The sequence below is a fragment of the Flavonifractor sp. An112 genome, from assembly GCF_002161085.1.
In the GTDB taxonomy this organism is placed as follows: domain Bacteria; phylum Bacillota; class Clostridia; order Oscillospirales; family Oscillospiraceae; genus Flavonifractor; species Flavonifractor avicola.
In genome coordinates this window covers 146,558-158,450 of record NZ_NFLU01000003.1, presented here as the reverse complement: position 1 = coordinate 158,450, position 11,893 = coordinate 146,558, and the positions used below count along the sequence as shown (strand labels likewise).

At 60.9% G+C, this 11,893-nt stretch carries 9 protein-coding genes; 5 read left to right on the top strand and 4 right to left on the bottom strand.

Annotated elements, in window-relative coordinates:
• Nucleotides 1–46: 46 nt before the first annotated feature.
• The 3 genes from B5E56_RS03845 to B5E56_RS03835 form a co-directional block, all read right to left on the bottom strand.
• Nucleotides 47–1,366: a hypothetical protein gene (locus B5E56_RS03845; RefSeq protein ID WP_087388724.1), complete on the bottom strand. Its 1,320-nt coding sequence runs from the start codon at nucleotides 1,364–1,366 to the stop codon at nucleotides 47–49.
• The gene (locus B5E56_RS03840) at nucleotides 1,363–1,830 is read right to left on the bottom strand and encodes an RNA polymerase sigma factor (RefSeq protein WP_087388723.1); all 468 of its coding nucleotides are present in this window, start codon (nucleotides 1,828–1,830) and stop codon (nucleotides 1,363–1,365) included. The genes B5E56_RS03845 and B5E56_RS03840 overlap by 4 nt, the downstream gene beginning before the upstream one ends.
• A 111-nt stretch (nucleotides 1,831–1,941) precedes the next feature.
• On the bottom strand, nucleotides 1,942–3,414 hold the full coding sequence (locus B5E56_RS03835; RefSeq protein WP_087388722.1) for a carbon starvation CstA family protein: 1,473 nt from the start codon (nucleotides 3,412–3,414) through the stop codon (nucleotides 1,942–1,944).
• Between the two features lie 375 nt (nucleotides 3,415–3,789).
• Here B5E56_RS03835 and B5E56_RS03830 point away from each other — a divergent pair, with 375 nt between their 5' ends.
• The 5 genes from B5E56_RS03830 to B5E56_RS03810 all read left to right on the top strand — a co-directional run bounded on the left by B5E56_RS03830 (nucleotide 3,790) and on the right by B5E56_RS03810 (nucleotide 9,473).
• On the top strand, nucleotides 3,790–4,578 hold the full coding sequence (locus B5E56_RS03830) for an NYN domain-containing protein (RefSeq protein ID WP_087328542.1): 789 nt from the start codon (nucleotides 3,790–3,792) through the stop codon (nucleotides 4,576–4,578).
• A gap of 403 nt (nucleotides 4,579–4,981) precedes the next feature.
• Nucleotides 4,982–6,274, top strand: coding sequence for a UDP-N-acetylglucosamine 1-carboxyvinyltransferase (locus B5E56_RS03825; protein ID WP_087388721.1), 1,293 nt, complete (start codon nucleotides 4,982–4,984; stop codon nucleotides 6,272–6,274).
• Between the two features lie 65 nt (nucleotides 6,275–6,339).
• Nucleotides 6,340–7,128, top strand: coding sequence for an MBL fold metallo-hydrolase (locus tag B5E56_RS03820; protein ID WP_087388817.1), 789 nt, complete (start codon nucleotides 6,340–6,342; stop codon nucleotides 7,126–7,128).
• A complete protein-coding gene (rlmH, locus tag B5E56_RS03815; protein WP_087388720.1) occupies nucleotides 7,125–7,613 on the top strand; it encodes a 23S rRNA (pseudouridine(1915)-N(3))-methyltransferase RlmH in 489 nt (162 codons plus the stop codon). Before B5E56_RS03820 ends, rlmH begins: the two co-directional genes overlap by 4 nt.
• Nucleotides 7,614–7,745: 132 nt before the next feature.
• A complete protein-coding gene (locus B5E56_RS03810; RefSeq protein ID WP_087388719.1) occupies nucleotides 7,746–9,473 on the top strand; it encodes a phospho-sugar mutase in 1,728 nt (575 codons plus the stop codon).
• A 52-nt stretch (nucleotides 9,474–9,525) separates the two neighbouring features.
• Here B5E56_RS03810 and B5E56_RS03805 read toward each other — a convergent pair whose 3' ends face one another.
• The gene (locus B5E56_RS03805; RefSeq protein ID WP_087388718.1) at nucleotides 9,526–11,892 is read right to left on the bottom strand and encodes an S-layer homology domain-containing protein; all 2,367 of its coding nucleotides are present in this window, start codon (nucleotides 11,890–11,892) and stop codon (nucleotides 9,526–9,528) included.
• Nucleotide 11,893 lies beyond the last annotated feature (1 nt).

Sequence of the window (11,893 nt, the reverse complement as noted above, 5' to 3'; positions counted from 1 at the left end):
AACAGCGCCTGCCGCGGCAGCGGCAGGCGCTTCTTTTCTCCAGATCTTAATCCAGGCTCCATTCTCCCTGGCAGCTGTTCACAAAGGCGGCGGCCTGCTCCGGGTCCAGGCCCTTGATACTATAGGTGACAGCCACCGTGGGTTCCCCGTTGCGGAAATAGTGAACAGTGAAGGATTCGTATCGCCAGCCCGGGGTATCGCCCAGGTCGTCGTCCACATAGCGGCCGAACCGCTGCTCCATTGCCTGGGGCGTGATCTCGTCCGGCAGCACGTCCGTGTCCAGCTGCTCACCGATGTTGGAGTCCAGCAGCAGGGCTGCCTTCACGCTCACAGTGTCATATCCCCGGCACCACAGGATGCTCAAACTGTCCTCCACCTCGTCGAAATGCCAGTGGGCGCTTTCAAAGGTAAAGCCGTCGGGCAGGGCCTTCCAGTCCGGCAGATAAGCGGCCAGCTCCTGCTGATAGGCCTCGCCCAGGGTCAGCTCCCCGCTGCCGTAGAGTCGGGCGGTACCCAGGTCCATATGCTGCCCGCCGGCGGGGGTAGTCAGGCCGTCGGCGGTAAATCCCTTGTGACCCACCACCAGATTGGTCAGCCAGGCGGCGATCCCCTCGTCTTTGCTGGTACAGGTAAAGTTCACCCCTATGGCGCCGTCAAAATAATCGGCATGGTAGGTGTATTCCTTGGTGTCGTCCCCATCCCGGTCATAATAGAGGGAATAGGTGGTCACCTTCATTCCGTCCACAGTCTCCACGCTGGCATCGTCATAGACCAGGTCACGGAAGGGTTCCCGGCCGGGCCACAGCTCCAGGCGCAGGGTGTCCTCCCCCCGCTGGCCGCTGATGTCAATCCGCCAGGGCTGGCCCTCCCCATCGTAGATCACCGTACCATCCAGGCCGAAGCCGGTCCAGTCCAATGTCCAGGGTACCTGGTCGGTGCCCCCCAGCACGTTGATGATCTCCTGGGCGGACAACAGCTCCATGAACCACCCCTCCGGATAGGCGTAGTCGCCTATCACGACGTCCGAGCCGGTACAGTCGGGGTAATGGTAATCATACCCGGGTACATTGGGGAAGCTGTGGGGCTGTCCTCCGAAGGCATCCTCCACCACCAGGGCATAGCCCCGCTCCGGGATGGTCTGTGTCACGGCAGGCGTGGCCGCCACCCCCGCCGTGGGGTCCGGCCCGGCCAGACTTCTCCCCTGCCACAGCTGCCAGCCGCCTGCCGCCGCCACCAGACAGCAGGCCGCCAGAACGCCCGCCGCCAAAGCGGGACGGGCCCGACGGGGCCGCTTTCCCTCCAACACCCGGTCCGCCAGGGATTCCGGAGCGGAGATGCGATCCATATAATTACGATATCGGTTCATTGCATTTCTCCTTTCAGCAGGTCCCCCAGCTTTGCCCTGGCCCGGGTGAGCCGGGAGCGAACGGTACCCTCCCGCCAGCCGGTCATTTCGGCGATTTCTGCGGTCTGATATCCCTCATAATAATAGAGGTGGAGCACCGCCCGGTCCCTGGCAGGCAGGGCCCCGATGGCCTCCATCAGGCTCTGCTCCTCCGGTCCGGCCGCGGGGTAGGTGTCCAGCAGCGGAGCGGTGCGCCGCCGCCAGGGTGACCGCAGGCGGCTTTTGCAGCCGTTGACGGTGACCCGCAGCAGCCAGGCCTTCTCGTGGGCGGGGCTTTCAAACTCCGGCCCCTTCTCCAGGCAGCGCAGGAAGGCGTCCTGCACCGCGTCCTCCGCCTCATGGGCATCCCCAAGAATGGCCAAGGCAGCCCGGTACAGGGTATTCTCATGGGTATGAATCAGCGTTTCCAACCGGTTGGGGTCCATTCTCTCTCCCCCTTTCACCCTATATACGTTTTCAGGTGTTGTTTTGCTGCAAAGAATGCAAAAAAAGATCCGGAGGAAAATCCCTCCGGATCTTTATTATACAGGAAGAACTCAATGGGCGGCAACGGTGCTCACGTCGTCCTTACCCACAATCAGAGTACGCCAGATGAAGATGCCCAGGAACACCACGGCTACCACGATACCCACCGGGTACGCGATGGCGGTAGACAGGTTCAGGCACTCGGGGGCCTGGATGAAGTAGGTCACAGACACCGCGGACATAAAGGTGGCGGGCAGAGCCGCAATGAAGCAGGCCTTGGGCGGATAACCGTATCTGTGCAGGAACACAGCGCCGGTCCACAGCACGATCATAGCCAGGGTCTGGTTGGCCCAGGAGAAGTAGCGCCACAGCACGTCCCAGGGCAGCGCCAGGGCGATAACGGCGCCCACACCCAGCAGCGGGACGGACAGGGCGGCACGGGGACCCACCTTGGACTGGTCGATGTGGAACCAGTCGGCGATGGTCAGACGAGCAGCACGATAAGCGGTGTCGCCGGAGGTGATGGGGCAGGCGATCACGCCGATCATGGCCAGGATGCCGCCCACGGTGCCCAGCAGGCCGGTGGAGATCTCAAAGACCACACCGCCGGAGCCACCAGCAGCGATGGCGTTGGTCAGGCCAGTCATGCCGTCCAGCAGAGAGCCGTGATTGGTGTAATAGGTAACGCCGGCGGCAGCCCAGATCAGGGCGATGATGCCCTCGGCCACCATGGCGCCGTAGAAGATGGTGCGGCCCTGCTTCTCGCTGGTGATGCAGCGGGCCATCATGGGGGACTGGGTGGCATGGAAGCCGGAGATGGCGCCGCAGGCCACAGTCACAAACATCATAGCCCACTTGGGCAGTCCGCCGGGATGAGCGGTGGTCAGGCTGGCAATGGACAGCTCCGGCATATCCCCGCCCATCTGGACCAGGATACCGCCGCCGATGCCCAGAGCCATGACGATCAGGCAGATACCGAATACGGGATAGAGCTTGCCGATAATCTTGTCAATGGGCAGGAAGGTGGCAAGCAGGTAGTACACCATGATGACCACCAGCCAAAACATGGTGGACAGGTAGTCAGGGGTCAGCTGAGCCAGCAGGCCGGCAGGGCCCACGGAGAAGTTGACGCCCACCATGACCAGCAGCACCACGGAGAACACGCGCATGATAAAGGTGATGACCTTGCCCATGTACAGGCCAACCACTTCGGAAATGGACTTGCCGTCGTTGCGCTCACTCATCATGCCGGACAGGAAGTCATGCACACCGCCGCCCAGGATGGTACCAAAGACGATCCACAGATATACCGAGGGACCCCAGCAGGCGCCGGACAGAGCGCCGTAGATGGGACCCAGGCCGGCAATATTCAGCAGCTGGACCAGGAAAATACGCCAGGTTTTCATAGGGACGTAGTCCACACCGTCGGGGTGGGCCACAGCGGGGGTGGGGCGGTCATCAATTCGGAAAATCTTCTCCACCAGCTTGCTGTAGGTAAAAAAGCCTACAATCAGCAAAATCAGGCAAACAAAGAACGTAACCATAAGAACCCTCCTCAAATTGCCTCCGGGCAGAGCCGCGCGCCCCCTGCCGCAAGGGGAAAGCATTGCAGGCGGAGCGATGTCACACAACACACCGCTTCCGCCTGAAGCGACTACATTATAGTTCCGTCTCTGAAAAAGTCAAGAGGATTGCGCGAAAAATTGCTCAAATTTTTTCTTTTTCCTTCAATTTCAATCATTTTCCTTCCTTACATACTCTAATCTGTATAATATTTCTATCTAATATTCTTGATTCTGCACCTTTTCCAACGGAGGCATATGGTGTATGATAATCTTGTTCTTTCCTCCACCCGGTTTCCAGCGCCATAGGGGGCAGCCGGAGTGGACCGTGTAAGATTCACAGCAAGGAGGACAACTATGTCAGAACAGACCGACCTGCGTTTGGCGGTGCTCATTGACGCGGACAACGCCCCCCGCTCGGCCCTTGGGGACATTATGGCGGAGGTGGCAGTATACGGCACTCCCACCATCAAGCGGATCTACGGAGACTGGACCACCCCCAACCTGGCCTCCTGGAAGGGCCCTCTGCTGGAGAACGCCATCACCCCCATCCAGCAGTACAGCTATACCACCGGCAAGAATGCCACCGACTCGGCTATGATCATCGATGCCATGGACATCCTCTACACCGGCCAGGTGGACGGCTTCGTGCTGGTGAGCAGCGACAGCGATTTCACCCGTCTGGCTGTCCGGCTGCGGGAGGCTGGCAAAAAGGTCTACGGTATGGGAGAGCGGAAAACCCCCAATCCCTTTATTGTGGCCTGCGATAAATTTGTTTACATTGAGGTCATCCGGGCGGCAGCGGAACAGGCCAGGGCGGAGGAAGAAAAACCCAAGGCCCAGAAGCCCCAGAAAAAGAAGGAGGCTCCCGCACAGCCTCAGGAAGCGGAGCACAAGGTCCCCCAGGCGGTGGTCAAGCTCATTGCCGAGTCGGTGGACACCATTGCCGATGAGGACGGCTATGCCGCTCTGGGCGAGCTGGGCAATCTGCTGGTGAAAAAGCAGCCCGACTTTGACCCCCGGAACTTCGGTTTTTCCAAGCTGTCCAAGCTGGTCAAATCCCTCTCCCGCTTTGAGGTGGATGTGCGTCCCACCAGCCAGCCCAACGTGACCCACATCCTGGTACGGGATAAACAGAGCAAATAAAGAATGTCATCCATATTCTTCCACGGGAGGCTGCGAAATTCATAGCTTCCCGTGGCTTTTTTTGTGCATTTTTCAGAAAGACAGAAGCAGTCCCATAGGGTATAATATTCCGGACCCAATGCGCCGGGCAGTACGGATCTTTTTTCCGGATTCTGCGTCCGTTTTGTCTGACTCATTGGTATATTTCCCGCATAGCAGGGTAAATTATGATCAAAACATCCCTGTCACAGAGGCATTAAAGAAATGTCTTTGATTTTATGGCAGGTTATGTTATAATGTATACGTATTGGAGCGCTCTGCCGCAGGCAGGCGTTTGCAGATGCTTTATGGTGCCGGTCTGATCCGGCCTTGGATGCCGCCGGCGTGGGTGTGTTCCCCGGCGGAAGGAATAGAGGGTTGCATTTTGACAAAGTATGTGATTCACGGCGGGAAACCGCTTTTTGGTGAGATCGACATCAGCGGCGCAAAAAACGCCGCTGTTGCCATCATCCCCGCCGCCCTGTTGGTGGACGGGGTATGCCGCATTGAAAATCTGCCTCAGATCAGCGATGTAACGCTGCTGCTCAACATTTTGCAGGAACTGGGCGCCGACGTGCGTACGGTCAACCGTACCACCGTGGACGTGGACTGCTCCCACATCCGCAATGCCCGGGTACCTGAGGAGCTGGCCCGCAAGATCCGGGCCTCCTACTACCTGATCGGCGCTCTGCTGGGCCGCTTTGGCTCCGCGGAGGTACCCCCGCCCGGCGGCTGTGATTTCGGCGGCCGGCCCATCGACCAGCACATCAAGGGTTTTGTGGCCATGGGGGCCAACGTGGACGTCCGGGGCGGCTACATCCATGCCAAGGCTTCCAATGGCCGGATGATGGGCACCCAGATCTATCTGGACATCGTCTCCGTGGGCGCCACCATGAATATCATGCTGGCCGCCGTGCTGGCCGACGGCATGACCATCATTGAAAATGCCGCCAAGGAGCCCCACATTGTGGACCTGGCCAACTTCCTCAACTCCATGGGCGCCGAGATCATGGGCGCCGGCACCGACGTCATCAAGATCCGGGGCGTGGAGCGGCTGACCGGCGGCACCTACTCCATCATTCCCGATCAGATCGAGGCGGGCACCTATATGACCGCCGTGGCTGCCACCGGCGGCGAAGTGCTCATCAAGAACGTGATCCCCAAGCACCTGGAGTGCATCACCGCCAAGCTGCTGGAGATGGGCGTGGACGTGGAGGAGCGGGACGACGCCGTGCTGGTGCGCCGCACCGGCAAGCTGACCCGTACCAACGTCAAGACCCTGCCTTACCCCGGCTTCCCCACCGATATGCAGCCCCAGATCGCCGCTGTCCTCTGTCTGGCTGAGGGCACCAGCGTCATCACCGAGGGCGTGTGGGACAACCGGTTCCGTTATGTGGACGAGTTCCGCCGCATGGGAGCTCAGATCCAGGTGGACGGCAAGATTGCCGTCATTGAGGGCGTGGAGAAGTTTACCGGCGCCCGCATCCAGGCCTGTGACCTGCGGGCAGGCGCGGCCATGGTTATTGCCGGACTGGCCGCCCAGGGCACCACAGAGATCGGCCACATCCACCACATCGAGCGTGGCTATGAGGACATCGTCCGCAAGCTGTCCGGCGTGGGCGCCGACATCCGTGTGGTGGTCACCCCCGACGAGGACAAACAGGCCCAGGTTGGATAATCAACATAAATCTTATGCAGGCGGGGGAACTCCCCCGCCTGTTTTTTCTGGAAAGGAGCGATTTTGTGCTTCAACTGTGTACCCTGGCCAGCAGCTCCAGCGGCAACAGCCTGCTGGTCAGTGACGGCGCCACCCATATCCTGGTGGACGCCGGCATCTCCTGCCGCCGGATCACCACCGCCCTGAAGGGGCTGGGCGTCGACCCCGCCAGCCTGTCCGCCGTACTCATCACCCATGAGCACACCGACCATATCTCCGGTCTCACCACCCTGACCAAACAGCGGAAAGTACCGGTATACGCCAGCCGGGGCACCGGGCGGCAGCTGTGCTACCGCATCGCCTTTCTAGAGGAGGTCCTCCACTCCTTCACGCCGGGGGAGTGCTTCTCCATCGGCTCCATCGACATTGAGACCTTCCCCACCCCCCACGACGCCGCCGAGAGCACCGGCTACGCCCTCTCCGCCGGCGGGCGGAAGGCGGCGGTGGTCACCGACCTGGGCCATGTAACAGCGGCGGTGGAGGCGGGCATCCGGGGCGCCAATCTGCTGGTGGCCGAGGCCAACCACGATGTGGAGTGGCTGCGCTCCGGCCCCTACCCCTACTTCCTCAAGGACCGCATCCTGGGCGACCGGGGCCACCTGTCCAACGAGGCTGGGGCTGCCCTGGTGTGCTCCGCTGTATCGGCAGGCACCTCCGCCGTAGTGCTGGCCCACCTGTCCCACGAGAACAACACCCCGGAGCGGGCCCGGCAGGTGGTGGGAGCTTCCCTCACCCGCATGGGGGCGGTGCCCGGCCAGGACGTACTGCTGGATGTGGCTCCCCGCAGTGAGCCGGGACGGAGGTACACCGTATGAAAGGAAGTTCCATCCATATCATCTGCGTGGGCAAGCTAAAGGAAAAGTTCTACATAGACGGGGCGGCGGAATACGTCAAGCGGCTGGGGGGCTACTGCAAGCTCCAGCTCACCGAACTGCCCGAGGAGCGGCTGCCCCAGAACCCCTCCCGGGCCCAGATCGACGCCGCCCTGGAAAAGGAAGCGGCGGCGGTGACCACCAAGCTGCCCAAGGGCGGGGCACTGGTAGCCCTGTGCGTGGAGGGCCAGCTTCTCTCCAGCGAGAAACTGGCCGCCCGTCTGGAGGGGTGGACGGGCCAGGGCAAAAACACCCTGACCTTCCTCATCGGCTCCTCCTACGGGATGCACCCCTCCCTGAAAGAAAAGGCCGATCTGCGGCTGTCCATGTCCCCCATGACCTTCCCCCACCACCTGGCCCGGGTCATGCTGCTGGAGCAGATCTACCGCTGCTTCAAGATCGTGGAGGGCTCCGGGTACCACAAGTAAAGAGCAGGAAATTTTTTGCAGCTTACGGCGTAAACTCCCAAAAAACAGGGTAGATATACCGGTCAGTTTGTGCTATAATCACAAGCGCAGAGATGTGCTTTTGCTGAAATTGAGGTATTGGAGGTAATTCCCATGGCTTATCGTGATGTATATGAAAAGTGGCTGAACAGTCCCGCTCTCAGCGAGGCGGAGAAGGAGGAACTGCGTTCCATCTCCGGCGACGAGAAGGAGATCGAAAGCCGCTTTTTTGCTCCTCTGGAGTTTGGTACCGCCGGTCTGCGCGGCACTATGTGCGTGGGCCTGCATCAGATGAATATCCACGTCATCCGCCACGCCACCCAGGCTTTCGCCGAGGTCATCAAGGCTGAGGGCCCCGAGGCGGTGGAGCGGGGCGTAGCCGTGTGCTACGACTGCCGCAACAACTCCGAGACTTTCGCCCGTGAGACCGCCTGTGTCATGGCGGGCAACGGCATCAAGGTCCGTCTGTTCGACGCCATGCGTCCCACCCCCGAGGTGTCCTTTGCCGTCCGGGAGTACCACTGCATCGCCGGCGTCAACGTGACCGCCAGCCACAACCCCAAGGAGTACAACGGCTACAAGGTCTACTGGCAGGACGGCGCTCAGCTGCCCCCCCACCACGCCTCCGCCATTGCCGCCAAGATGGAGGAGCTGGATCTGTTTGACTCCATCCAGCGTATGGACTATGACGAGGCTATGAAGGCCGGCCTCATCACCCTGATGGGCGAGGAGACCGACGAGAAGTTCCTGGCCAACGTGATGGGTCAGGTCAATGACAAGGCCGCTGTGGAGAAGGTGGCCGACACCTTCAAGATGGTGTATACCCCCTTCCACGGCACCGGCTACAAGCTGATCCCCGAGGCTCTGAAGCGTCTGGGCATGAAGCACGTCATCTGTGTCCCTGAGCAAATGGTCATTGACGGCAACTTCCCCACCGTGGTCTCCCCCAACCCGGAGAATCCCGAGGGCTTCTACCTGGCTGTGGATCTGGCCAAGAAGGAAGGGGCCGATTTCATCCTGGGCTCCGACCCCGACGCCGACCGCGTGGGCATCATGGTCCGCAACGACCAGGGCGAGTACATCACCATCTCCGGCAACCAGACCGGCGTGCTCCTGCTGGACTACCTGATCGGCGCCAAGCAGCGCACCGGCAAGATGCCGGACAAGCCGGTGGCCCTCAAGACCATCGTCACCACCGAGATGGCCCGCAAGGTGGCCGAGACCAACGGTCTGGCCTGCTATGACACCTTTACCGGCTTCAAGTTCCTGGCCGAGAAGAAGGACAAGCTGGAGAACGCCGGCGAGGGCAAGGTGATCTTCGCCTACGAGGAGAGCTACGGCTATATGCTGGGCGACTACGTCCGGGACAAGGACGCCGTCACCGCCGCTCTGGCCCTCACCGAGATGGCCGCCTGGTACGCCGGTCAGGGCATGACCTTGTACGACGCCCTCCAGAAGTGCTATGAGAAGTACGGCTTCTACGGCGAAAAGACCCTGAACCTGGTGATGCCCGGTCTGGACGGTCTGAAGAAGATGGCCGACCTGATGGCCGGTCTGCGGGAGCACCCCCCGGTGGAGATCGCCGGCGTGGCGGTGACCCAGCAGAAGGACTACAAGGACGGCTCCGTGGTCACCGTGGCCGACGGCAGCAAGACCACCATGGAGCTCTCCGGCTCCAACGTGCTGCGCTACGAGATGGCCGACGGCACCAGCCTCATCGTCCGTCCCTCCGGCACCGAGCCCAAGGTCAAGGTGTATATCCTGGCCAACGGCGCCACCAAGGCGGAGGCCGATGAGAAGGTAGCCAAGTATGCTGCCTGGGCCGAGAGCCTGAAGGGCTGATTTGAAATGCAAAAAGCCGCCCCCGCTTCACGCGGGGGCGGCTTTTTCATGTTTACTGTACCACTACCATACGGACCTTGCCGCCCTCCTCCGGCGTGCGGTCGTAGTAGATGGTGATGTTGTCGGAGAAGGCCCGGGCCTGATTGAGGGCATCCATGGGGTCCTCCGCCGTAAACCACTGCTTGGTTGTCTTGTTGTAGCACACCACACTGTCCGAAATGGGCAGCACCATGTCGGTGGTAGTCACCGTCTTGGCCTTCATGTCAAAGGCGCTGCGGCGTACGCCATCCAGCTCCTTCAGGAACACATAACCGGCAATTTTGTTTTTATCCTGAAGGGTATTCAGAGAGGCGACCATACCGCCTACCGCGTTGCGGGGCACTTCCACTCCGCCCACCAGTTCCAGCTTGGTCTCTCCATTCTTGTCCGAGGTGGTCACAATTACGGTAGAGTTCACAATCTCTCCCATGCTGGAGGGGGTAGTCATGGTACCCTTGCTCATGAAGCCATAGGTGTACAGATCGCCGGTCACATCGTTCAGTACCAGCACATTGTACCGGCCGGCATAATCCTTGCTGGCATACAGGATCTTGGAGGAAGGCACGCTGACGGCGGTGATCTGGCTGTACTTGACAGGCTGGAGCTTACTGCTGCCCACCTTCTCGTATACCGCCACGTTGTCGGCCAGGGCCACGCCGCCCAGAGTACGGGCAGCCACATCCAGCTTGCCGGTAATCCCACTGGAGGAGCCGCCGGTGAGCCGGGTCAAAGTGAGTTGGCCCAGCTTATAAGAGGAGACGGTAACCAGCTCTCCCATCATTTTGGTGGCGCTGTCCTTCCGGTAGGAGGTTTTTCCCTTCACCTCGCCCAGCACGTTATCCAGCAGCTGCACGGTAGCCTTACCATCCTCGGTGATACTCTCCACATAGCCCACCGCATTGCCCTTGGCCGCAGCAGTGGTAACTGCACCAGCCACCTTTCCGTCACTGGTGAGCAACAGAGTCAGAGTATCGCCAATCTTGAAGTTGCGCAGATCCTCTACCGCACAGGGCAACACCGGCAGCTCCACACCCATGACCCAGATCTTGGCCGGAGTATCGGTGTTGGGGTAGACATTCTCATACATACCGGTGAGCCGCAGGTCCGAGATGTTCATGACCTTAGCGCCGCTGTCATAGGTGGCCACGTCATACTGGCGGATGTCATTGACGGTGGCGGGCATCCCGTTCTTGTAGATCTGGTAATTGCCCTCCCCCTTGGTCAGGGCAGTAAAGGGATTTCCGGAGGGTACGCTCCGAGCCACCATAGCGGTGTCGGAGGCAGAGGCGGAGCGCAGGAACAGATAGTCCACCTTGCCCTCCGCCGTGTAGTAGAAGGTAACGGGGGTGCCCGGCTTCAGATCCTGCCACAGCTCCTCATACACCTTCTTCTCGCCGTCCTGATAGACGGTGGTCTGAGGCGGCAGCTCCAGGGTCTCGCCGCCGGTGAGGCGCGCTTCGTTGTAGGCCCACTCAGCCACATTTGCCGCCCGGCTGGTGATGTTCTCCTTGGGCTGGAAGGCCAGCAGCTTGTCGTTCTTGTCCAGAACCACGTCGCCCTGCATTCCTTCCAGATTCTCGTCCAGCCCCGCCCGGTCGGTCTTGTAGGTGCCGGTGGTGGTCTTGACCGCAGTGTTGGAGCCAGCCAGGGTGGCATTCACATCCAGCAGGATGCCGCCGTCCTCCACCTTGCAGCCCAGGCCGGTGAGGTAGAGGCTGTCGCTGCCCTTGGTCTTGGCAAAGAGCAGGTTGTAGAACAGGATGGCAGCTTGGCCACGGGAGATGGTGGATGCTCCGGTCAGGTTCAGTTTATCCAGCAGTCCGGCGGAGCCGGCCAGCCCCATATAGCCGTCGTACCAGTTGAGGCCGCCGGCTACGTCGCCGTCGCCGTACCCCAGCACCCGCATGAGGATGGTGACCGCCTCACCGCAGGTAATGACCCGGTCAGGCTGGAAGGAACCGTCTCCCACGCCCATGATGAGGCGGGTACCCGCCGTGGAGCTCTCTCCATCGCCGCCGGCGGAGCCGCCCACCGTGATGGAGGCGGCCAGGTTGATATAGCCTCTGGCCCAGTGGGTAGAACTGACGTCGGTAAAGATGGTGCGGCTGCGCTGGGCAGGCTCCTCATCGCCCCGGCCCATGATCTCCACCGTCATCTTGCAGAATTCACCCCGGGTCAGGGTGCCCTGGGGCCGGAAGGCACCGCCGCCGGTACCGTTCACCACGCCCAGCAGACGCAGCATCTCAGCGGCGTTGGCCTGGTCGGGGTCTGTAATATCTGTGAACGCTGTATTGCCGGCTGCGGAGGCGGAAGGCACCACCAGCATACTCACCAGCAGCGCCACCGCCAGCAGGGCGGAAAGCCAAGTTCTCTTTTTCATG

Bases quoted from the DNA above. Each gene is read 5' to 3' on its own strand.
- B5E56_RS03845 (WP_087388724.1), bottom strand. From the start codon at position 1,366: ATGAACCGATATCGTAATTATATGGATCGCATCTCCGCTCCGGAATCC.
- B5E56_RS03840 (WP_087388723.1), bottom strand. From the start codon at position 1,830: ATGGACCCCAACCGGTTGGAAACGCTGATTCATACCCATGAGAATACC.
- B5E56_RS03835 (WP_087388722.1), bottom strand. From the start codon at position 3,414: ATGGTTACGTTCTTTGTTTGCCTGATTTTGCTGATTGTAGGCTTTTTT.
- B5E56_RS03830 (WP_087328542.1), top strand. From the start codon at position 3,790: ATGTCAGAACAGACCGACCTGCGTTTGGCGGTGCTCATTGACGCGGAC.
- rlmH (WP_087388720.1), top strand. From the start codon at position 7,125: ATGAAAGGAAGTTCCATCCATATCATCTGCGTGGGCAAGCTAAAGGAA.
- B5E56_RS03810 (WP_087388719.1), top strand. From the start codon at position 7,746: ATGGCTTATCGTGATGTATATGAAAAGTGGCTGAACAGTCCCGCTCTC.
- B5E56_RS03805 (WP_087388718.1), bottom strand. From the start codon at position 11,892: ATGAAAAAGAGAACTTGGCTTTCCGCCCTGCTGGCGGTGGCGCTGCTG.